We start from the raw sequence: 21,975 nt of genomic DNA on the forward strand, positions 1-21,975 counted from the left end.
GCTCTGGTCGATTAATCAGATGGGTCAGAAATTATCACTAAACTGAAAATAACTATCTTTCCGGACCCATTCTATGTTGATTCGTAAAAAGTTATGGCTGGCCGGCGTCACGTTACTGTTGGGCGCGGTCCTCTGTATTTTTCTTCTTACCCACTATCTTGCCGAGCCGCGTCTGTATCAGCAAGCGCAGGACAATGCTCAGCTGCGGGTTGAAGGTATTGCCGCGGAAATTCACGGCGTATTGCAGGCCACCGCCTCACTGACGCGCAGTATGGCGGCATTAGCCGCGACTCTGCCATTGGATGAGACCACATTCAGCGCACATTTACGCGATCTGGTAGACGAATTTGGTAACGGAGCCATTGCCGGTGGCGGTATCTGGCCAGAGCCACGCCGTCTGGACCCGGCGCGCGAGCGGGCATCGTTGTTCTGGGCGCGGGATGCGCAGGGAAAACTGCAGTTGCTGAATGACTATAACGACCCGGCCGGCAGCGGCTACCACAATGAAGGTTGGTACAGCATCGGCCGTACCCTGGCGCCCGGTCAGTGTGCCTGGTCGGAGGCTTATGCCGATCCGGTATCCGGCACTCCGATGGTGACCTGTACGGTTGCGATCCGTCGTCAGGGCGAATTTTGGGGCGTTGCCACCATTGATCTGATGCTCAGCGGGTTGGGTAAATTACTGCAGCGACATCGTGAAATTGCCCAGGCCTACCCCTTTGTACTGGATCAGACAGGCACCATGGTCGCGCTGCCGGGATTGCGTCCGCAGTCGCTGAATATGAAAACGCTGGATGAACTGGCCGCCGCTGACAGCAGTCTGGCACCGTTGAAAACCCTGTTGGAGGCTGGGCGCACTGGCGTTACTGTACCGCCGGGGGTCGTGCCCGGTGATCAGGCGTTGATGGTGCTGACGACTCTTGAAGATCAGCGCTGGCGGGTAGGCATGTTATTGCCGCAGAGCGTGGCTCTGCAGACCATGAGTGCACTGTCGATGATGTTGTATCTCAGTCTGGTACCACTGATTCTGCTGTTTGTGCTGGTAATGATTGTGTTTGGCCGGCAAATCATTGGCTGGCTGGAAGAAACCACCACTCAGGTGCGCAGTCTGGTGAATGGCCAGATCAGCACGCGCCTGGCGGTCAGTCGTGATGATGAAGTAGGGCGCTTGCGCCAGGCGGTGAATGATTACGCCGATTATCTCGGTGGCATTCTGAATAATATCGGTACCGAAGCAGGAGCAATCCGCGAGGGGGCGGATGGTCTGAACGGTCTCAGCGATACGCTGACCCGCCGTGCCCATGCGCAGCTGGATGAAAATAATACCCTCGCTACCGCCGTCAGCGAGATGGCTTCCAGTGCCAAAGAAGTCGCACAAAATACCGCGACCGCTGCGCAGACCGCGAGTGAAGCGCGGGTTGTGGTGGATCAGGGACAGCGGGTGGTCACAGAAAACAGCGAAGCGATCAGCCGCCTGGCCGATGCGCTGAGCAATGCTTCGCAGGTGATCGAACGCCTGGCAACCGATTCACAACAGGTCGGCGCGGTGCTGGCGGTGATTAAAGCCATCTCCGAACAAACCAACCTGCTGGCACTGAACGCGGCCATTGAAGCTGCCCGGGCTGGTGAGCAGGGCCGCGGTTTTGCGGTCGTCGCCGATGAAGTACGGACCCTGGCAGGCCGGACTCAGGCTTCAGCCAGTGAAATCGAACAGATGATTATTCAGCTGCAGAATGCTGCCGGTTCTGGTGTCGAGGTGATTGAAAACAGCCGCGAGCTGTCGCGTCAGTCCATCGAACGGGCACAGGAAGCCCGCGACAGCTTTGCTGATATCGTCAGCGCCTTCAGTAATATCGAAGGGCGTACCGCCACCATTGCCACTGCCGTGGAAGAGCAAACCCGGGTTGCGCAGGAAATTCACCAGTTGGCAGAACGGATCCGCAGTCTGTCGGAACAGAATGCACAGGATGCCAGCCATCTGAATGATATGAGCCGCGACTACACCGCCGTTGCCCAGCGTTTGCACGCCATCAGCCGTAACTGAAGCCGCATACAAGCTTGCGCCGGTACGTTGAGTCGTTATCCTTTGCGCCCTGATTTGTATAAACAGGGCGGCATTTTATGATCGGATTGATTCAGCGCGTCAGCAGCGCCAGCGTGGTGGTGGATGGCGAAACCACCGGCGCTATCGGCGCTGGCATTTTGCTCTTGCTGGGCGTGCAGCGTGAAGACACGGCCGCCCAGGCGGATAAATTGCTGAATAAAGTTCTGAATTACCGCATTTTTGCCGATGATGAAGGGCGCATGAACCGCAGTCTGCTCGATTGTGGTCATGAGTTGCTGGTGGTGTCGCAGTTCACTCTGGCCGCTGATACCGGCAAAGGCACCCGCCCTGGTTTTTCCCGTGCAGCAGCACCGGATCTGGCCGATGAGTTATACCGCTATTTTCTGCAGCAGGCTGCACAGCAGGTTACTACTGCCAGTGGTCGTTTTGGCGCTGACATGAAAGTATCGCTGACCAATGATGGCCCGGTAACCTTCTGGCTTGAAGTCTGATGTTTCCATGCAGGCCAGGTTTGGTATTGGACAATACCCGACGGGTGAATCGCCGCGCACTTCTTGTTATGCTCGCGAAAATTTTTTAGCAGACCCGTCCACCTGTATCCGTAGCATGCTATTGGTCAGGCCCGGGCGGCCGTCATAAGGATTACCGTGGATTATTCTGTACTCAAGCACTCGCACGCCGGCCTGGCTTATCTGACTGTATTGCTGTTTGCCGGTCGTTTTATGCTGTTTTATTTTGCCCCGGTATGGCGGCGGAACAAACTGCTGAAAGTGCTGCCTCATGTGCTCGATACGCTGCTGCTGGTGTTTGCCATTATGCTGTGTATCCGCATTGCCCAGTATCCGCTGACCGAAGCCTGGCTGACGGCGAAAGTCATTGGTCTGTTGCTGTATATTGGTTTTGGTGCCGCCGCGATTAAGCGCGCCAGCCGCAGCGCATTTTTTATCGCGTTATTGAGCTATGCCTATGTGTTGGGCGTAGCGAAGACGCATAGTGTTGTATCCTGGATTTCTTATTTTTAACGCCAGGCGCTCGCCCGGTTTATAACTTACTGCTGACAGGCCTTTATTTTGCTGACACTGCGCTTTTCATTCATCCGACGCCGCCTGCGCCGCCCGCTTTATGGGCTGCTGGTGTTGTCGTTGGTGTGTGGAATGGTGCTGAGCGCCAACAGTCAGGCCTTTATGGCCTGGCAGATGGGGCAGATGAATAGCGTTGCCAGTACTGATACGGCAATGGACGATATTCAGCATTCGTCAGTAGCAGATAAACACGCCATGGCCGATAGGCCGTCCTGTCATGACATGATGAACACCGACAGCGGCCAGCTGCAGGATTCATCAGCGCTGCAGGATTGCGATGCATCCTGTCCATGCTGTTCCGGCGCCTGTTCATCTTTTGCCATTACGTTGGATATGCCGCGTGCCATACGCAGCAAACAACAGAATTTCTCCAGCTATACCCCACGCCCGGCGGCTGCCGTGGTGCTTGCCCTGCCTCAACGTCCCCCCATTTTCAGCTGATCAACTCTGACTGAATGCCGGCCATTTCTGTGGCGGGTTGTCTTTTGATGTTTGCTGAACGTGGAGCACTCCATGATGTCGATTTTTACCGGCCGCCACTCTCGTGCGCAGGCCATTGTGTGCGCGCAGGTTATTCTGTGTGTATTGCTGACGGCCAGAGCGCTGGCGTCCGAGCCAGGGCTGAGCCTGGAACAGACCCGGACTTACGCCCTGCAATCTGACCCGGCGCTGGTCAGCCAGCGCCAGCTGGAGCAGGCCTTCCGCCAGGACAGCGCGGCCAGCCGTTACTGGCCAAACCCCAAAATTGCGTTGAATGCGCAGAATTTTCCCACCGATTCCTGGTCGTTTGAACAGGAACCCATGACACAGATTCAGCTGGGGATCAGTCAGATGCTGCCGCGTGGCGACAGTCTGGATTGGCAGGCCAAAAAGCAAAGCCTGATGGCTGGGCTCAGCCATGAAACGCAATCGTTACGGATGCGTGAGCTGCGCCGTGATGTGTCGTTGTTATGGCTCGAAGCCGCCCGTGCGCAGGCCGCCGAGCAGCTGACCGCCGAACATTTACAGCATCTGCAACAGCAGGCGGCCGTACTTAACCGTCGTTACCGTAATGCCAGTGGGCTGAATGGTAGCAGTGGGCCGCAGCAGCAGGATCTGTTGCGCGTCGAGCTGGAAACCCAGCGCATCCGTGAGCGCTTACTTAATCTGCAGCAGCAGTATCAGGCGGCGCGCCAGCGTTTAAATGAATGGTTGCCACCGGCGCTGGCTTCGGCACCGCTGCAGTTGAACGATGAGCCGTTGTTCCAGCCATCATTGGCGTTTGCTACGGCTATGGCCGATGACCAGACGCTGGCGGCCATATTAATGCAGCATCCGCTGTGGGCACAGACCGACAACCGTATCGCCAGTGCGGCAGCAGATATTGAGCTGGCGCGTCAGGAGGACAAAGCGCAGTGGGGCATCCAGGCCAGTTACGGCTATCGCGGTGAGGATGCGATGGGCCATGATCGCGCCGATTTTGTTTCTCTGGGAGTGAGTGTCGACCTGCCGCTGTTTAACGGTGAGCGCAACCAGCGCAAAGTGGCCGCCAGTGTGCGCCGCCGCGAAGCTGAGCAAACCCGTCAGCAACTGCTGCTGCGCCAGCTGTTCAGCGCCGTGCGTAATGACTGGGCTCAGTATCAGTTGCAACAGCAGCGTCTGGAGTTTTATGACCAGACCCTGCTGCCGCAGATTAACCGCCAGCTACAGGCGGTCAAAAACAGTTATGGCCAGGACCGTGATGATTATAACGACGTCATCCGCGCCGTAATGGAACGCCTGAACGGCGATATCGAACGCCTGAACCTTTTGCGTGAATGGCACAAAACCGCCATCCGTCTTGAATTTTATGCCCCCGGATTCTCCTCTGAATTGCCTCCCGTTAGCGCGGCACAGCGACAGGAATGAAATGATATGAACATAAAACAACACGCGCCGTTATGGCTGGCGTTAACCGCAGGTATCGGGCTGGGAGCCGGTCTGATGCAGTGGCAGTCATCATCGACAGACACAGATCAGACAACAACAAGTACCGTCGCAGAGCCGCAGCCGTTGTATTGGGTCGCACCGATGGACCCCAATTATCGCCGCCCGGAACCGGGTTTATCACCAATGGGAATGGCGCTGGTGCCGGTCTATGCCGACGATAACAGCAACACCGAAGATGCGCCGGGCACCATCCGTATCAGTCCTGCGGTGGTACAGAATATGGGCGTACAGAGTGTTGCAGCCGAGCGGGCGCCGCTGGTGCAGCAGGCGCTGGCACTGGCAGAAATTCAGGTGAATGCGCAGCGTGAACAGCAGGTTCAGGTACGCAGTGAAGGTTGGATCAGTCGTCAGCAGGTGTTTGCCGTGGGGGAGCGGGTCACGGCCGGACAGACGCTGTTTGAGTTTTACAGTCCACGCATTATCAGTGCGCAGGAAGAATTATTGGGCGCACTGGATGCAAGGCAATCAACGCTGATCCGTGCGGCGGAAAGCCGTTTACTGGCGCTGGGCGTGGATGACAGTTGGCTGAAACGTCTGCGCAGCGAGCGCAAAGTGCGCCAGCAGATTGCCATTGTCGCCCCGCAGGATGGGGTGATTACTCAGTTAAATCTGACCCCCGGTGCGCGGATCATGCCGGACGTGGCCCTGCTGCGAGTGGCTGACCTGAGCGCATTATGGGTGGATGTGCGCCTGCCGGGTTCGATGGCCGGTTGGCTCGGTGCGGGCGACCGGGTACACCTGCAGCGCCGTGATGGCCTGGCGGCCGAACTGCAGGTAGATGTGGTGTATCCGTTACTGAATAACGAGCTGCGCAGCCAGACCGTGCGGCTGCTGCTGAATAATCAGAACGGTGACTGGCGTCCCGGTGATTTTGCTCAGGCACAACTGCAGAAGCAGAGTGAGCCGGTACTGCAGGTGCCGCGTAACGCCCTGATTGATGATGGCGTCCAGCCTAGGGTGGTGCTGGCGTTGGGTGACGGACGTTTCCGTTCGCAGGCGGTTATGGCTGGCCGCACCGGACAGAATAACGTCGAAATTCTGCGCGGTCTGAAAGAAGGCCAGCAGGTGGTGACCAGTGCGCAGTTTATGCTGGATTCTGAATCGGCCATCGGTGCCGACCTGAAGCGTTTTGATGATGAGCAGGATCATTCGCAGATGGATCATTCGCAGATGGATCATTCGAAGATGGATCATTCGCAGATGGATCATTCGCAGATGGATCACTCGAATATGGATCACTCGAATATGGATCACTCGAACATGGATCACTCGAATATGGATCACTCGAATATGGATCATTCGAATATGGATCATTCGAATACGGATCATTCACAGATGGATCATTCACAGATGGATCATAAGCTGCCGGAAAGCGATAACCAGCCAGCGGAGGTGATGCATGATCACAGCCATCATTGATTGGTCGGTACGCAACCGCCTGCTGGTGCTGCTGCTCAGTCTGATGCTGGTTGGTGGCGGTTTTTACGCCTTATCGCGTACACCGGTGGATGCGATTCCCGATTTATCCGACGTGCAGGTGATTGTTAAAACCAGTTACCCCGGCCAAGCACCGGAGGTGGTGCAGGAGCAGGTGACTTATCCGCTGACCTCGGCATTAATGTCGGTGCCGGGTGCAGAAACCGTGCGCGGTTTTTCCTTTTTCGGCGATTCCTATGTGTACGTTATTTTTAATGACGACACTGATCTGTACTGGGCGCGCTCGCGTGTGCTGGAATATTTAAGCCAGATTGCGCCCAGTCTGCCTGAGGCTGCGCGGCCGCAGTTAGGCCCGGATGCCACTGGTGTGGGTTGGGTGTTTATTTATGCCCTGAGCGACCCTACGGGTCAGCACTCACTGGCCGATTTACGCGCTTATCAGGACTGGTTTTTAAAATTCGAATTACAGAGTCTGCCGGGTGTCGCCGAAATTGCGCCATTAGGCGGCATGGTGAAGCAATACCAGATTCAGCTCGATCCGGTGGCGCTGGCGGCATATAAAATCCCGCTGTCGCTGGTGGTGAATGCACTGCAGTTATCGAATCAGGAAAGCGGAGCCTCGGTGATTGAAATGGCCGAGGCTGAAACCATGCTGCGCGCGACCGGTTTTATACGCAGCATTGCTGATCTGGAAAATATTCCGCTGGGTATCGACAGTGCCGGTGTGCCGTTATTGCTGAAGGATGTTGCTACTATCAGCAGCGGCCCGCAGATGCGCCGTGGTATTGCCGAACTGAACGGCGATGGCGAAGTGGTGGGCGGCATTGTGGTGATGCGCTTTGGTGAAAATGCCAAGGCTACAATCGAGGGTGTTAAACAACGGTTGGAAAATTTAAAAAGTTCGCTGCCGCCGGGGGTGGAAATATCCACGGTATATGACCGTACCCGGTTAATTGACAGCGCCATTGATAATTTGTGGCAAAAACTCACGGAAGAGTTTGTTGTGGTTGCTATTGTCTGTGCCTTATTTTTATTTCACCTGCGTTCGTCGCTGGTGATTCTTCTGAGTTTACCGGTGGGTATCCTGGCCGCCTTTGTCTTAATGAAATGGCAGGGTATCAACGCCAATATTATGTCCCTTGGCGGTATCGCCATTGCCATTGGTGCCATGGTCGATGGTGCCATTGTGATGATTGAAAATCTGCATAAACACCTGGAAGCCGAACAGCGAAAACCGGAGCAGGAGCGCAGTGAACGCTGGGCTCTGATCAGTCGTTCGGCACAGGAAGTCGGTCCGGCGCTGTTTTTCAGTCTGCTGATTATCACCTTGAGTTTTCTGCCGGTGTTTGCTCTGGAAGCACAGGAGGGGCGGATGTTTGCGCCACTGGCCTTTACCAAAACCTATGCCATGGGCGCGGCGGCGATACTGGCGATTACCCTGGTGCCAGTATTAATGGGCTATTTTGTCCGTGGCCATATTCAGCCGGAACATAAAAACCCGCTAAACCGCGCATTGCAGGCACTGTATCTGCCATTGTTAACACGGGTTCTGACGCGTCCGAAAACACTGCTGGTACTGGTGTTTCTGGTGGCGCTTTCCAGCCTTTATCCGCTGAAAAATATCGGTAGCGAATTTATGCCGCCACTGGATGAGGGTGATTTAATGTACATGCCAACTACGTATCCGGGGTTATCGATTGGTGAAGCTCGGCAGTTATTACAACAGACCGATAAATTAATCCGCAGTGTGCCGGAAGTGGAAACCGTATTCGGTAAAATTGGCCGTGCTGAAACCGCCACCGACCCGGCGCCGTTAACCATGATCGAAACCTTTATTCAGCTGAAGCCAAAAGATCAGTGGCGTGATGGTATAACGACCGCCGATATCCGCGCGGAGCTGGAGCAAAAAGTACAGTTTCCGGGGCTGAGTAATGCCTGGGTTATGCCGATCAAAACCCGTATTGACATGCTGGCGACCGGTATTAAAACCCCGGTCGGGTTAAAAATCGCGGGGTCGGATCTGCAGCAGATTCAGGCTATCGGTCAACAGCTTGAAGGCATTATTAAAACCGTACCCGGTACAGTTTCAGCTTATGCTGAGCGGGTCGCCGGTGGCCGTTATTTAACCCTCGATATCCGCCGTGAACAGGCGGCGCGTTATGGTCTGAGTGTGGCGCAGCTGCAGCAGATTATTACCACCACCATTGGCGGAAAAAATATCATTGAGACGGTCGAAGGGCTGGAGCGTTACGGCGTTAATCTGCGTTATCCGCAGGCGTACCGTGATTCTCCTGAGGCATTAAAACAGCTGTTTTTTGTCGCGCCAAATGGCCAGCTGGTGACGCTGGGTGATGTGGTTGATATCCGCAGTGAGGCGGGGCCCGCCGCCATTAAAAGTGAAAATGCGCGCATTAATGGCTGGCTGTTTATTGATATCGACGGCGTTGATATTGGCCACTATGTTGATTTTGCCCAGAACCGGGTACAGCAGGCACTGAACAGCGGTGAGCTGACGCTGCCGGCGGGCTATTCGCTGCGCTGGTCGGGACAGTATGAATATATGCAACGTGCGAAAGAGAAACTGCAGTATGTGGTGCCGTTAACCATCGCCATTATTGCGCTGCTACTGTACCTGAGTTTTAACCGTTTGACGGAGGTCGCCATGATTTTACTGACCTTGCCTCTGGCATTGGTGGGTAGCTTGTGGCTGATGTGGGCACTGGGTTTTAATTTTTCTGTGGCTGTCGGTGTGGGCTTTATTGCCCTCGCGGGTGTCGCCGTGGAAATTGGTGTGATTATGCTGGTGTACTTGAATCAGTCGTATCAGGCGGCGGTCATTCGGGCCGGAGAACAACAGCGCAGCGTAACGCAAGAAGAGTTGCGTCAGGCGGTCATTGAGGGTGCCGGGTTGCGGCTGCGACCGGTTGCGATGACCGTCGCCACCATCGCGGTCGGTTTGCTGCCGGTGATGCTGGGAAGCGGAACGGGGTCGGAAATTATGAGCCGCATTGCCGCACCTATGGTGGGCGGCACAGCCAGTGCATTATTGCTGACGCTGGTGGTGATTCCGGTACTGTACTTTCTCTGGCGCCAGCGTGAGATAGAGTATCAGACATAATCTTTTTTAAGCGAAAAATAAAAGCCGGGTATTGAATAAATAGCCGGCTTTTATTGTTATCTGATGCAGGAAAGATTACAGCGTAAAACTGGATACCTCGTCGCGCAGGCTGGAGGCCTGATGATTAAGTCCATCCACCGCCTGACGGATACTGCTTGCGCTTTGCATGCCCTGATCACTGAGGTGTTTGGCATTGCTGAGGTTTTCGTTAATGTTGTTGATAACTGATGTTTGTTCTTCAATCGCAGAGGCAACCTGCAGAATACGATCACTGATACTGAGCAGTGAGCCTGAAATCTGACGAATATTTCCTTCTGATTTACTGGCGTACTCGACGGTACTGACGGCTTTCGCCTGACTTTCGTTCATGCTATTAACGGCACGATCCACACCGCTGCGCAGTTTTTCAATCATTACATTAATATCGCCGGTCGATTGCTGGGTTTTACTGGCCAGTGTTCGCACTTCGTCGGCAACAACGGCAAAGCCACGACCCTGTTCACCTGCCCGTGCCGCCTCAATGGCCGCGTTAAGTGCCAACAGATTGGTTTGTTCGGCAATGCCTTTAATGACATCCAGTACCGATGCTATGTTCGTGGTTTCGGCCACCAGTTCCTGAATAACCGCACCGGAATTATCGACATTATTGGCCAGCGCTTGGATCTCTTCCATGGCCTGACGGAATTGCGCAGACACTTCACGGGCCGATTTATCTGCGGCTTTGGCTTCTTCTGATACTTGCTGAGTGTTGGAAGAGACTTCCTGGATCGCGAGTCCCATTTCGTGATTGGCTGTGGCTACCAGTTCCATCGAACCGGCGTATTCACCGCTGATACGCTGACTATCACCCGCATTTTTTTTCAGGGTATTGGTGGTGGTGGCGACATCCACGGAAACCTGCTGAATGGTACCAATCATCTGCTGCATACCACTGAGAAAACGGTTGAAATTATGGCTGAGCAGGCCTATTTCATCACGGCCAAGATCCGGCATGCGTTTACTCAGATCACCTTTACCATCGGCCATCTGGCCAAGTACTCTGGCCAGTTCATTAACCGGACGGGTAATCAGGCGTGGAAAATAAACGGCAACTAACAGTGCAATCAGCAGAGCAACACCGACCAGAATCAGGATGCTGCGTAACGCCGCACTTTTAGTATGCTCGGCGCTCACTTGCAGTGACTTGGCCTCTTCGCCGAGTTTTTCGCCTAAGACATTCAGCGTTTCGCGGATTGTTTCAAATTCTTTTTCCAGACTGCCGGTACTCATTTCTGTCGCCTGGCCGATCGTTATTCCACCGGAAACGGCCTGCTGCACCATTTTCTCACTCTTTGGCCGCCAGACATTAAAGGCAGTGAGAAATGACTGAGCCAGATCTTTGGCTTCCTGAGAAACATGAAGGGTGCTGATTTTTTTCAGGCGGGTGGCGACCTGATCCAGGTTTTCGGCGTGCATTTTAGTATAGGTCTCTGCGCTTAATCCCAGAGCAATGGAGCGCTCGGCGATCTGAGCCTGATAAAGATCCCGGTCGGCATTGAGCGTAAGCTCAACGGCTGGCAGATATTCCTCGTTAATATGGCTGTATTCCGCAGTAATACTATTCAGATTTGAAATCTGAATAACCGATAACGCGGCGAGCAAACTACCCAGCACGGCAATGGGTAACATCAGTTTTTTTGCCAGCCCGAGGTCAGACCATTTCATACCTATCTCCTGCTTCTTGAACATGGCGCGGTTATTCAATCGAATGGTTGGCCTGTCTGGATTGGGGTGCGTGAATGTTTCAGCGCAGCCTGTGATACGGAGAAGTGTAGATCAACAACCGTGGTCTATCATGGCGGCCGTCGTCGGTACTGACGGATGGCGCATTATGTTGTCTGTGTCGCGTTTTTCATTCTGACGGCTGAGAAGGACTAATGACTTTATTGCGACCATGGGTTTTGGCTGTATAGAGGTTGATGTCAGCCTGGCGCAGCAGCTCCTCAGTATTTTCAGCATAACGGCTGCAGGAAAGGCCAATGCTGATGGTAAGAAAATTATTGCTGCTGATATTAATAGTATTCGCCTGCAGACGCAGACGTTCGCATAATATTTCGGCCTGAGATAAGGGACAGTTGCGCAGCAGCAGCATGAATTCTTCTCCGCCCCAACGCACCAGAATATCTTGCGGACGCAGATGCCTGCTCAGTAATCCGGCGAGTTCAATTAACATCTGATCTCCCCGTTCGTGGCCGTACTGGTCATTAATACGCTTGAAATAATCGACATCAATCAGAGCCAGACTAAGCGCGGTATTTTCCTGGCGTGCTTCTGCCATTGCCTGTTGCAGTTGTTCATCACCATAGCGACGGTTGCCAATGCCGGTGAGCGCATCGGTATTGGCCTGTAATGCCAGCTGAGTACTGAGTTCGGTCAGCTGCTGATTCTGACGATTGAGGGTATTTGTACGGTGTGAAACCCGCTGCTCAAGGGTATGGCGCAGGTTCTGCCATTGTTGTTCGGCATGTACCCTGCGGCGGATATTCAGGCTCAGCAGTAAAATAATCAGCGACAGAAAAACGATTATGCTCAGGCCAACACCGATAAGCACGGCATGGGTGGCAAGAAAACCCTGTGGCAGAAAATGTCGTTCGGTACCTGCGGGCAGACGGCTGACGGGAATGTTAAAACGCAGCCGCTGACGTTCATCCAGTTGTGGCGTAAAGCGCGTTTTTTGTATAACTGGGATAGCGCTGGCGGGGACTCCGGCAAGAATGTCTTTCACCATCTGCGTCGCCATTTCAGCCTGACTGCTGGCGTTGTGCATCATGCCGCCAATACTGCCCTGGCCCATCATCAGGTCGCCCCACATACCGAATACTGGTACAGGCGTGTGTGCGCTCAGCGTGGGCAGGTGTTTGGCGTAGGAAAAATAATCGCCGTTGCGGTCGTTATGAATAGTCAGAAACAGTACGGCGCTGTTGGCCGGCAGCCTGGCCAGATGCTGATCTAGTTCGGCAAAGGTAAAGTCGTCGTAGACCGACAACGTTACCTCTTTAAAGTGCTGCTGGCGGATCAGTTTACGGGCTTCTTCAGCCATTAAAGCCCCCAGACCGGAGCGGTCAGCTATCAGCAGAATGTGATCGGTTTGCGGTAACAGGGTGCGGATAAATTCGATATTTTCGGCAATCGCCATTCCTTCCAGTACACCGGTATGTTGCGGATGCCGGCTCAGATCATGACTTTCCGGTATGTTGATACCCAGAAAGACCAGCGGCGCTTTTTTTAGCCAGGGTAAATCAGAATTGAGAACCATATTAAGAGCGGCATCATCGCTAACCACGATCACATCCGGTGGTTGTGCTGCGTATTTCAGATTGTACAGCCGCAGTAATTCAGTGCGGACCCGTGGGTTATCGCTGTAACGGCGCTCGTCCATAAATTCAATGTGAATATTTTCGCCGGGCAGCAGTGACTCAAGATTGCTGAGAATGTTGTCATTAAGTAGGTGAGTCCAGGGGAATTGCAGATGATAAGAATGCAGAATCAGCACATGGGGATATTGGGCAAGGTCAGAATGTTCAGGGTTTGCCTGCACATTCTGACTGCAACTGAGAAGGATAAAAATAATAATTAAAAAGCGCTTTGTCAGCACGGTCGCTCCCGCAAATTCTGCAGCCGGGTATCCGTGGCTATGCACCGAGGTTCCTCACCTCATTGCATTAAATAATAGCGTACTTTCGCTTGTGCGACGGTTGTTCTTTGATCGTAGTAATCAGTAATAACCGTGTTGTCAGCGCGGCGGGTCAGCGCGGAGTGGGGTTGAGCTGTTGAGGCGGAACCAACCGGCAATACTGTAGCGGTCGCGTTTAGCGGGCAACACTTCGTGCGGGTAGTCCTCACTGAGAAACGTCACCAGCGTGCCGAAGCGCGGGCTGACGCGCAGCAGTTCCTGCTCATGGTTTTCGGCCTGATAAATGACCAGTTCCCCACCATCCTGAACCTCCCAGTTAGGGTTCAGATACAACACCGTGGTCAGCACCCGATTGGCCTGTCCTTTGAACGCATCCATGTGCTTTTTGTAAAAATCACCGGGCTGGTAATGGGCGAAATGACCTTCGTAGCTGAACAGGCCCAGATACAGACGGCGATTCATATAGCGCTGTAATTCGGCCATGTAGTCCAGCCAGGCGGCTTCGGCCGGATCGTCATTGCTGAGCCAGCGGATTTTGTCGCGACGGACAAACTGGTTGAGCTGATGCTGTTGCTGGCGTCCGGTACCGGCGGCAGTAAAGTCGCCATGTTGCAGCCTGACCACTCGATTCAATAGGCCGGATGACATCAGCAATGGCAGTGCATCATGGGTGATGGCGTAGCCCTGGGTCTGCAGATCTGTGGCAAGGCTTTCGAACAGATCGTCATGGCTGGTTTCAGCAAGCTGCAAGGACGTGCTCCGGCAAGAAACATCAATGGGACAGGCGTTTTACCCAAACCGCGACAGCAGGAGAAACAAAAAATACAGATCGTTTCGATCCTGTTTATTGCTTGATGTAGCAGGGCAGGGCCGCTTTGAATGCGGCCCTGACGGGCCTCCTGCTCAGCTGAGCAATGTCCACAGCGCTAATATGGCAAACAGCAGGCTGGTGGCGTAACGGGCCAGATGCAGCGGCATACGGCGCATCAGGCGTTCGCCATAAATCACCACAGGTACGTTGGCCAGCAGCATGCCGCAGGTCGTGCCCAGTGTGACCCAGAGGACAGAGTTGAACTCGGCGGCCAGCAATACCGTCGCTACCTGGGTTTTGTCACCGATCTCGGCCAGGAAAAACAGTACCAGGGTGGCGAGGAAGGCTCCCCAGGCCTGATGAGTGTCGGTGCTATCGTCTTCTTTATCCGGTACCAATACCCAGATAGCCATGGCGGCAAAGCCGGCGGCCAGAAGCAGACGGCCGCTGCTGCCGTTCAACCATTCGGTGAGGGAATTGCCGAGCCAGGCACCGAGCCAGGCCGAAGCGGCATGATTGAGCAGCGTAGCCAGCAGAATGCCCAGCACAATCGCACTTTTATTGCGGAAACGGGCTGCCAGCAACAAGGATAACAGCTGGGTTTTATCGCCGATTTCGGCAATGGCAACAGCAACGGTAGAGGTCAGGAAAGCTGAATGTGCGAAGGTATCGCTCAGCGCTGGCAGGTTAATCAGGGTATCAGTCATGTTGATTGTCCGGGCGGAGATTGTTAACCAAAGACAAACGGCACGATGCCGCCCTGGTCATCACGCTGTTTGTCTCAGGTCTCATCGAACCATCGTGATGATGGTCGCCGGTGCCATGAGCATGGGGCTCAATTATGTTGACACGGGCACCTCTGACCTTGCCGGTCAGGGCAGATTACTCCCCCAAGAGTGCGGCGATTATAACGGCTTCACCGGCACACGTCACCCCGTAAGACGTTATGGTACTCGCTGTAAAAACAACAAAAAAAACTGATCCAGAAGAACAATTTTTTTCAATTTACCGCCGCTGAAACTGGTGAAATTATGCCGCCGTTTTCGCCCCGGAAGCTCTGCATGCCGGTGGTGAGTAGAATCCGGAACCTCTGAGGTGGGTATGAGTCAGCCGCAAGAATACGAAGATTTTGATGATCTCGATGACCAGCCACAAGCGCGCAGCAAAGCCAAAGGACGCAGTGTCGATTACGATAAAAAACGTCGTCGTGCCGAACGTATCCTGGAGCAGGCCCGTCTGCGTGATTTGCTGGGATTCGATATCGATTATCAGGACTGAGCGCACAACGCGCCAATTTCCTTCCTCCGGGGTGTAACTTCTCTTGCACCCCTTTTTCTAACCGTGCTTTCATCGGCTTCTGTTTTTATTTCTGTTTCAGCTCGGCGGGGTATCCATGAGCGACCGTACGGCTTTTCTCGATATTTTAAAAAGTTTGTTGCGCAGTCCATCGGTGGTCGGCGCAGAGCATTCTTTTTTCCGTGTGCTGCAGCGCGAGCTGGAGGAGCGCGGTGCGCGCGTTACCTGGTACGAAGGCGTGCTGGTGGCGCAGGGCAGCGATCCTATGAGTCTGATGTTTTCGGCGCACATTGATCGTCATGGCCTGGTCTGCACCGGCCCGAACGAATTTCAGTACGCGGCCTTTGTGTCCGGCGGACGCTCCGATCTGCTCGGCAACTCGGTGTCGGAAGAACTGATGAAAATGATCGTCGACCGTTTCGGCGATGTCGGTGTGTTTGCCTATGAACCCTGGTCCGGCGCTTACCGTGGGCGTGGCAAAATTGAGGGCACTTACGTTTGCCCGCACCGTAACAACCTGATTTTTGAATTATCCGGAATGGAGCATCTGGTCGCAGGTACGCCGGTCGCTTTCCGTGATCAGTTGCGCATTGAAAATGGCCGCTATCTGGGTCAGCTGGATAACGTCCTCACCGCCGCCATGCTGGTGTATTTATTTGAATTGGGTTTTCAGGGCACCGCCTTTTTTACCGCTCAGGAAGAAGCCGGTCGCAGCTGGCGTTATCTGCTTGAATGGTTCCGCCGCTTTGGTGGTTCAACCAACCAACTGGTGGTCGTGGATACCAGCCCGTATCCGGATGTTCCGGCCGCTAATGAACAGTTGCTGGTGTTGCGCCATTGCGATGCCAACGCTTCCTTTAATGTCGATTTAACCCATCGTCTGGCGGAAAAATGCAAAAAACTGGGCATTCGTTACAGCTTTAAAGATGACTATATCCGTCGCCAGAATGAAGACAATGCGCGTCAGGGCATAGCCGCTAAATCCATGGGCAGTACTGAAATGGGGCGTATTATTGCGGCCTCCAACGGTCTGGTGGATGGCACCACGCTGCAGATTCCGACCACCGGTTATCACACCATGGACGAAAGCGCTGGTGTCGAAGCCTGTGATGCGTTCCTGCGTGTGCTCTGTGCGATGGCAGGTCTGCGTTATCCATTCTGGACTTACGATCCGATGGCCTGATCAGCAGCAAGAAAAAACAATAAGCGATGAGTCATATACCCACATTGAAGTTATTAAACGACTTGCCTCCCCCGGCTGACGACTCTGTCGGCGGTCCGGGCGGTGCGTATGCGTTTTTTTATGCTGCCGCTACTGATGCTGATCCGCACCTGTTGGTGTATGAGCGGGCGCGGGATTTTTTATCCGCGCCGCGTGCCTTTGTTGTGTTAGCCATGACCGCGGAGGATACCGATGCGGTTGAGCTGAACAGCCTGCTGGAATATGACGGCATTGATTACGATGCCGATGGTGTCATGCAACAGACGGGGTGTTTTCAGCTTGTTGCTTCCGCAGCCTGTTACGGTCAGGATCAGTGTCACTTTATTCTCAGCGTTGATGGTCGCCGCTGTGAAATTCTGTGTCGGGAATACACCGTGCAGACCACGATTTACCATGTCAGCAGTGCCTGCCAGGCTCTGCGTCTTTATCTGGCTCAGCAAGGCTGAGTTTCGCGCTGACCGCCAGGGCCTGTTTAATGAGTGTTAACAGGCCCTGATATACCGCAGAGGATATTATGTCTGGCGGCTCTTTTTGTGCGCTTTTTTCGCACTCTTGAGAAAATATAAGCATTATTTTGGTGCTTTTATTTGCGTATTTTTCAGTCATTATTTCTGTTTTGCTTTTTAATTGTGCAGTTGCTCACGGATTTGCGCTGATGTGATGCGCACAGGCTGCGGTGGCACTATGTTTGCTAAAGCTCAGCAAGTGTTCATCCATCAGCCTATAGGAAATACATCGTGTTGCGTTCAATACTGTTGTTCTCTGCCGCCGCCCTGGCCCTGCTGTTCGCGCGGGGTGCCTGTTCGGAACCCGGATTAATTGAGCCGGAATCTCTGTCGGCAATCAGCGGTACTGCAGTGAGCCCGGAGTTTATTGAACCTGAACCACTGGCGGCGCGTATCCGTACCCCAGTGGGTCCGGTAAAAGCCACTAAGCCATTGCGGGTGCCAATGATTACCTGGGGTGGTGATATGACCACCATTCTGGCTAACGGCATGAATACCCGTACCCAGCCAGGCAGTGCCATGGCCAAAGCCGGACTGGATTATGAATTTGTCCTGCAGGATAACTTCGACAAACAACTGCAGGATTATTTATCCGGCGCATCACCTTATCTGCGTTGCACCATTGGGATGTGTAATCAGGCACTGGATCTGATCAATAAAGATCCGCGTACCCGTCCGGTGGTTATTTATCAGCTGACCTGGTCACGCGGTGGCGACACGCTGGTGGCCAAAAATGGCATTGTCCGGGTGGGTGAATTAAAGGGAAAAACCATCGCTATTCAGGCTTATGGCCCGCATGTGGATTTTATGACTACGTTGCTGACGCAGGCTGGTCTGAAGATGAGTGATGTGAATCTGAAATGGATGCCGGATCTTACGCTATCGCCCAACTCGCCACCGGAAGCGCTGAAACTGCCGGAAATTGATGCCTCGTTTATGATCATTTCTGATGCTTACGGCCTGACCTCCGGCCGTCGCGTCGGCACCGGCAGTAATGGCTCTATTACCGGGGCGCGGATGATTATTTCCACCATGTTTGCGCGCCGTATTATTGCCGACGTGTATGTGGTGCGTGCCGATTATTTCGAAAAAAATAAAGCAGAGGTGCAGAGCTTTATACAAACGCTGATGAGTACGTCGGCTCAGCTGCAGGAACTGATGCGCGATCTGGCCAACCCTGAAAAACTGCAATTACTGGAAGCCTCAGCGGATATTTTACTGGGTGATAAAAACGCTCAGCCCGATATTGAAAACCTGTATTACGACGCGCAGTTTGTCGATAAACAAGGCAATATCGATTTCTTCAGTAATCCGCAATTTCCCCATCGTCTGGAAGTGCTGAATGAGCGGGTGCAGGATGCGTTTAATGCAATGGGCTTGATTAAAACCAGAGCGCCGATGGCGAAAGCTGACTGGGATTACTCGTTACTGTCGGAGTAAAGGTCGCCGGGGCAGAGAACAAAAAAAACGAGCCATCCGGCTCGTTTTTTGTTTTCAGCCAATTTATTGCTCGGCTTCATCAATCAGCAGAGTACGTTCCGGTTTCGCTACGGCTTTCAGAATATGATAGCCGAAGGCGGTTCTGACCGGACCGACGTAGGGCGATTCGTTGTCATGATCATTCAGGGCGCGCAGCAGTTCAGTGGGTAGCTGGTCGCTGTCATGGTAACCGGCAAAGCCCTGATGTCGTGCCGACGGGCAGGCTGAATACTCTTCAGCCAGCTCACTGAATTCTGCGCCGAGTTGAAGTTCTTGCAATACGTCAGCCGCCAGCAGGGGGCTTTTCAGCAGAATATGGTGCAGGGCGAGGGTGGTCATAGCGTCTCCGGTATCATCTGTCTGCGGATAAGCTTAGTCCAGCTGCGCGACTTCTGCGCGCGGCGCGGTCGTGGTTTGACTGGTGAGCATCTGTCCGGAAATAACAGAGCATAAACAGAATGCCGCAAACCAGTAAAAACCGGGCAGCAGCTCGGCGGATACTTCGGCGGTTGCTTTGGCGGTAAAAAAGGCCACCAGAATAGCGACGACAAACACATCCGCCATAGACCACTTTCCCAGTGCGGTGATTAAGCGCCAGCGCAGGGTCGAGGGTAGCAACCAGGTGCAGATGATCAGCGCCAGTTTCAGCAGCGGAATAATGACACTGAACGTGACAATAAGAATGGCAACCGGGGTGTATCCCAGGTTATGCAGCTTGAGAACGGTTTCCCAGATGGAACGGGTTTCGTGAAATAACTGAGTTTTTAAACCGAACAGACTGACCTGTGCGCTCAGCGTCATAATGGGTTCGGTCACACCGGGCCAGAGTAAGGCGTAACTGCAGAGGGCGAAGAGAAGGCCGCAACGCTGCAGAAGACCAGCCTCTGACCAGCGTTGTGTCAGCAGCCGGATCATTTACGATCCGGCAGGGTAACGTTCAGTTCCAGTACCGAGGTGGTGCCTTGTTGTTCTAGGTGAACCGATACGTCGTCTTCACCAATGACAACGTATTTGCGGATAACGGCAAGAATTTCCTGCTGCAGTTGCGGCAGATACTCCGGGCCGTTATTACGCAGGCGGTCGTGGGCTACCAGAATCTGTAAACGCTCTTTGGCGACACTGGCGCTGCTGGTCTGCTCCTTGCGGAAGTAATCCATTAAGCTCATATCAACCTCCGAAAACGCGCTTCAGGAAGCCTTTTTTCTGCTTCTCAAGAAAACGGTGCGGACGGTCTTCGCCCAGGTAGCGGGCAACAGCATCGTCATAAGCCTGGCCTGCATCGCTTTCTGCATCGTGTACCACGGGCACACCCTGGTTTGATGCTTTTAATACGGCTTCCGATTCCGGAATAACACCCAGCAGCGGAATGGCGAGAATGTCTTCGACGTCCTGTACCGACAGCATTTCGCCACGCTCTACGCGCTCTGGATTGTAGCGGGTCAGCAACAGGTGCTCTTTAACGCTTTTACCCTGTTCGGCGAGGCGTGATTTGCTCTGCAGAATACCGATAATGCGGTCAGAGTCGCGTACCGAAGACACTTCCGGATTGGTAACGATGATGGCTTCTTCGGCGTAATACAGCGCCATATGCGCACCGTGTTCGATACCGGCGGGAGAATCACAGACGATGTAATCAAAATCGGCGCTGAGTTCGTTCAGCACTTTTTCTACGCCGTCTGAATTCAGAGCGTCTTTATCGCGGGTCTGGGAGGCGGGCAATACAAACAGATTAGGCAGACGTTTGTCTTTAATCAGCGCTTGCTTGAGTGATGCTTCACCTTGTACGACGTTGACGAAATCGTAGACCACACGGCGTTCGCAGCCCATGACCAGGTCCAGATTGCGTAAGCCAACATCGAAGTCGATGACGACGGTTTTGTGGCCTTTCATGGCCAGAGCGGTGGAGAAGGCTGCACTGGTGGTGGTCTTACCGACTCCGCCTTTACCGGAGGTGACAACGATGATCTTTGCCAAAGCCGTATTTCCCTGAAAATTCAATGTGTGGGGCAGTATTTATCAAACGCTGGTGATGTTCAAGGTGCCATCCTGCAGGCTCACTGCGACAGGCTGCTGGCGTTGCTCCTGCTGTTCTTCAAACAGGCGGTACTGACCGGCAATGGCGACCAGTTCAGGATCGAACTGCTGGCAGGCAATAATGGCCGATTCGTCACCTTTTACCCCCGCCAGGGCACGTCCGCGTAAGGTGCCGTAAATATGAATATCACCGGTTGCCAGTACCTCAGCCCCGGCGCTGACCATGCCGAAAATAATCAGATCGCCGTCGTTATACAGCTGCTGGCCGGAGCGGATATTGCCGGTATGAATTTTGACCGCACGTGCAGGTGCCGGCGTATCGTTGCCTGAATCTTTGGCCGGTGTGTCCTGCTGGCGAGCGGCCGCGCGGCTGGTACCTTTACCCAGATCGGCCAGATGCAGGGCTTCTGCCTGCGTCTGCCAGTCATTGCCGGCATTGCGCACTGCAACGGGCAGCAGACCACAGTCACGACAGATCTGTTGTAAATCCGCCAGCGTCAGTTGCTGGTGATCCAGGGTGGATAAATCCAGTACGCAGGGTAAATGGCGGAACAACGCCGGTGCTTCGGCCTGTTTTTTTTCCAGCTCGGCGCGGATGTCGGCGACGTTATTGCTGCTGAAATGCAGCGTGGTCAGAGGCACCAGGCCCGCTTTGAGACTGACGGCGGTATCCATATTAAGCCTGCGCTTTGGCAGTTAATGGAAACTGGTCGAAGCGGATATCGCTCAGGCCATCGCGTAATACACGACGCAGGTTGTGGTGGTTATCCGCATCGGGCGTGGCCTGCACATCGCGGTAATGTTCACCAAAGCAACGCAGAGCCTGTTCTTTGTTCAGTGGCAGTAATTGCGCGAGGGCAAATACTTTGCAGCTGCCCTGGTTTTGTTCTGCGCTGTTTTGCACGCCGCCGTTATCGAATGCGCTGGGGGTAAAATCAAACCACTGCTCAATAAACGCCAGTGTGCTGCTGAATAAATGATCGTTGCTGTCGATGGCAATAAGGAAAGCGGCCTGGGCCTGAGAGAAATCGTTCACGCGGAATTACCTGTAGATATAGGGTGCTATGGCAAAGGCTGTGCTCTGTACGATTTATGAGCGACTCGCCGCCGGGCTGTTAATGACAGGTCGCCAAGGCTAACACCAGTGTCTGTTGATGTCATGGCGATTGATTAATGTACTGTTTGAATATACAGTATTTTAATCTGTATGCCAGAGCCGCCTGCTGCCACTTGCTGTGGGGTTGGCCGGAGTTGGTTCATCAGGGGTAGTGCTCAGGAAAGGTT

The 21,975-nt window shown here is 53.8% G+C and carries 21 protein-coding genes; 11 read left to right on the plus strand and 10 right to left on the minus strand.

What is annotated here, in order from left to right; genetic code table 11:
* Positions 1 to 73 precede the first annotated feature (73 nt).
* The 7 genes from NYR02_RS15730 to NYR02_RS15765 all read left to right on the plus strand — a co-directional run bounded on the left by NYR02_RS15730 (position 74) and on the right by NYR02_RS15765 (position 9,670).
* Complete coding sequence (locus tag NYR02_RS15730) at positions 74 to 2,044, plus strand: methyl-accepting chemotaxis protein (protein WP_260977305.1); 1,971 nt, start codon at positions 74 to 76, stop codon at positions 2,042 to 2,044.
* Positions 2,045 to 2,121: 77 nt separating this feature from the next.
* Positions 2,122 to 2,556 (plus strand): D-aminoacyl-tRNA deacylase, encoded by a 435-nt coding sequence (gene dtd, locus NYR02_RS15735; RefSeq protein ID WP_260977306.1) that lies wholly within the window; start codon positions 2,122 to 2,124, stop codon positions 2,554 to 2,556.
* A 156-nt stretch (positions 2,557 to 2,712) separates the two neighbouring features.
* Complete coding sequence (locus NYR02_RS15740; protein ID WP_260977307.1) at positions 2,713 to 3,087, plus strand: SirB2 family protein; 375 nt, start codon at positions 2,713 to 2,715, stop codon at positions 3,085 to 3,087.
* A 48-nt stretch (positions 3,088 to 3,135) separates the two neighbouring features.
* A complete protein-coding gene (locus NYR02_RS15745; protein ID WP_260977308.1) occupies positions 3,136 to 3,588 on the plus strand; it encodes a hypothetical protein in 453 nt (150 codons plus the stop codon).
* Between the two features lie 72 nt (positions 3,589 to 3,660).
* Positions 3,661 to 5,034 (plus strand): TolC family protein, encoded by a 1,374-nt coding sequence (locus NYR02_RS15750; RefSeq protein WP_260977309.1) that lies wholly within the window; start codon positions 3,661 to 3,663, stop codon positions 5,032 to 5,034.
* A gap of 6 nt (positions 5,035 to 5,040) precedes the next feature.
* On the plus strand, positions 5,041 to 6,534 hold the full coding sequence (locus NYR02_RS19460) for an efflux RND transporter periplasmic adaptor subunit (RefSeq protein ID WP_270049645.1): 1,494 nt from the start codon (positions 5,041 to 5,043) through the stop codon (positions 6,532 to 6,534).
* On the plus strand, positions 6,515 to 9,670 hold the full coding sequence (locus tag NYR02_RS15765; RefSeq protein WP_260977310.1) for an efflux RND transporter permease subunit: 3,156 nt from the start codon (positions 6,515 to 6,517) through the stop codon (positions 9,668 to 9,670). Before NYR02_RS19460 ends, NYR02_RS15765 begins: the two co-directional genes overlap by 20 nt.
* Before the next feature lie 75 nt (positions 9,671 to 9,745).
* On the opposite strand, the gene NYR02_RS15770 is transcribed toward NYR02_RS15765, so the two are convergent.
* The 4 genes from NYR02_RS15770 to NYR02_RS15785 form a co-directional block, all read right to left on the minus strand.
* Positions 9,746 to 11,374, minus strand: a complete 1,629-nt coding sequence (locus NYR02_RS15770; RefSeq protein ID WP_260977311.1) for a methyl-accepting chemotaxis protein — start codon at positions 11,372 to 11,374, stop codon at positions 9,746 to 9,748.
* A 187-nt stretch (positions 11,375 to 11,561) separates the two neighbouring features.
* The gene (locus NYR02_RS15775) at positions 11,562 to 13,304 is read right to left on the minus strand and encodes a GGDEF domain-containing protein (RefSeq protein ID WP_260977312.1); all 1,743 of its coding nucleotides are present in this window, start codon (positions 13,302 to 13,304) and stop codon (positions 11,562 to 11,564) included.
* A 138-nt stretch (positions 13,305 to 13,442) separates the two neighbouring features.
* Positions 13,443 to 14,093 (minus strand): 2OG-Fe(II) oxygenase, encoded by a 651-nt coding sequence (locus tag NYR02_RS15780; RefSeq protein ID WP_260977313.1) that lies wholly within the window; start codon positions 14,091 to 14,093, stop codon positions 13,443 to 13,445.
* A gap of 153 nt (positions 14,094 to 14,246) precedes the next feature.
* Positions 14,247 to 14,861 carry a TMEM165/GDT1 family protein gene (locus NYR02_RS15785; protein ID WP_260977314.1) on the minus strand — a complete coding sequence of 205 codons (615 nt, stop codon included), beginning with the start codon at positions 14,859 to 14,861 and terminating at the stop codon, positions 14,247 to 14,249.
* Positions 14,862 to 15,255: 394 nt separating this feature from the next.
* Between NYR02_RS15785 and NYR02_RS15790 the strand changes: the two genes are divergently transcribed.
* The 4 genes from NYR02_RS15790 to NYR02_RS15805 all read left to right on the plus strand — a co-directional run bounded on the left by NYR02_RS15790 (position 15,256) and on the right by NYR02_RS15805 (position 18,618).
* A complete protein-coding gene (locus NYR02_RS15790; RefSeq protein ID WP_260977315.1) occupies positions 15,256 to 15,432 on the plus strand; it encodes a hypothetical protein in 177 nt (58 codons plus the stop codon).
* Between the two features lie 115 nt (positions 15,433 to 15,547).
* Positions 15,548 to 16,633, plus strand: coding sequence for a peptidase M42 (locus tag NYR02_RS15795; protein WP_260977316.1), 1,086 nt, complete (start codon positions 15,548 to 15,550; stop codon positions 16,631 to 16,633).
* A 26-nt stretch (positions 16,634 to 16,659) separates the two neighbouring features.
* Positions 16,660 to 17,118 carry a hypothetical protein gene (locus NYR02_RS15800; protein WP_260977317.1) on the plus strand — a complete coding sequence of 153 codons (459 nt, stop codon included), beginning with the start codon at positions 16,660 to 16,662 and terminating at the stop codon, positions 17,116 to 17,118.
* Positions 17,119 to 17,409: 291 nt separating this feature from the next.
* Positions 17,410 to 18,618: an ABC transporter substrate-binding protein gene (locus NYR02_RS15805; RefSeq protein ID WP_260977318.1), complete on the plus strand. Its 1,209-nt coding sequence runs from the start codon at positions 17,410 to 17,412 to the stop codon at positions 18,616 to 18,618.
* A gap of 63 nt (positions 18,619 to 18,681) precedes the next feature.
* On the opposite strand, the gene NYR02_RS15810 is transcribed toward NYR02_RS15805, so the two are convergent.
* Genes NYR02_RS15810 through NYR02_RS15835 form a run of 6 tightly spaced genes read right to left on the minus strand, consistent with a single transcriptional unit; the run spans position 18,682 to position 21,727 of the window.
* Complete coding sequence (locus tag NYR02_RS15810; protein ID WP_260977319.1) at positions 18,682 to 18,996, minus strand: peptidylprolyl isomerase; 315 nt, start codon at positions 18,994 to 18,996, stop codon at positions 18,682 to 18,684.
* 33 nt (positions 18,997 to 19,029) lie between these two features.
* Positions 19,030 to 19,572, minus strand: a complete 543-nt coding sequence (locus tag NYR02_RS15815) for a paraquat-inducible protein A (protein ID WP_260977320.1) — start codon at positions 19,570 to 19,572, stop codon at positions 19,030 to 19,032.
* Positions 19,569 to 19,823 carry a cell division topological specificity factor MinE gene (minE, locus tag NYR02_RS15820; protein WP_260977321.1) on the minus strand — a complete coding sequence of 85 codons (255 nt, stop codon included), beginning with the start codon at positions 19,821 to 19,823 and terminating at the stop codon, positions 19,569 to 19,571. The genes NYR02_RS15815 and minE overlap by 4 nt, the downstream gene beginning before the upstream one ends.
* Before the next feature lies 1 nt (position 19,824).
* A complete protein-coding gene (minD, locus tag NYR02_RS15825) occupies positions 19,825 to 20,631 on the minus strand; it encodes a septum site-determining protein MinD (RefSeq protein WP_260977322.1) in 807 nt (268 codons plus the stop codon).
* Positions 20,632 to 20,673: 42 nt separating this feature from the next.
* Complete coding sequence (gene minC, locus NYR02_RS15830) at positions 20,674 to 21,366, minus strand: septum site-determining protein MinC (protein ID WP_260977323.1); 693 nt, start codon at positions 21,364 to 21,366, stop codon at positions 20,674 to 20,676.
* A gap of 1 nt (position 21,367) precedes the next feature.
* A complete protein-coding gene (locus tag NYR02_RS15835; protein ID WP_260977324.1) occupies positions 21,368 to 21,727 on the minus strand; it encodes a HopJ type III effector protein in 360 nt (119 codons plus the stop codon).
* Positions 21,728 to 21,975: the final 248 nt, after the last annotated feature.

It is taken from the genome of Thalassolituus pacificus (assembly GCF_025318105.1).
Taxonomy (GTDB): Bacteria; Pseudomonadota; Gammaproteobacteria; order Pseudomonadales; family Oceanobacteraceae; genus Venatoribacter; species Venatoribacter pacificus.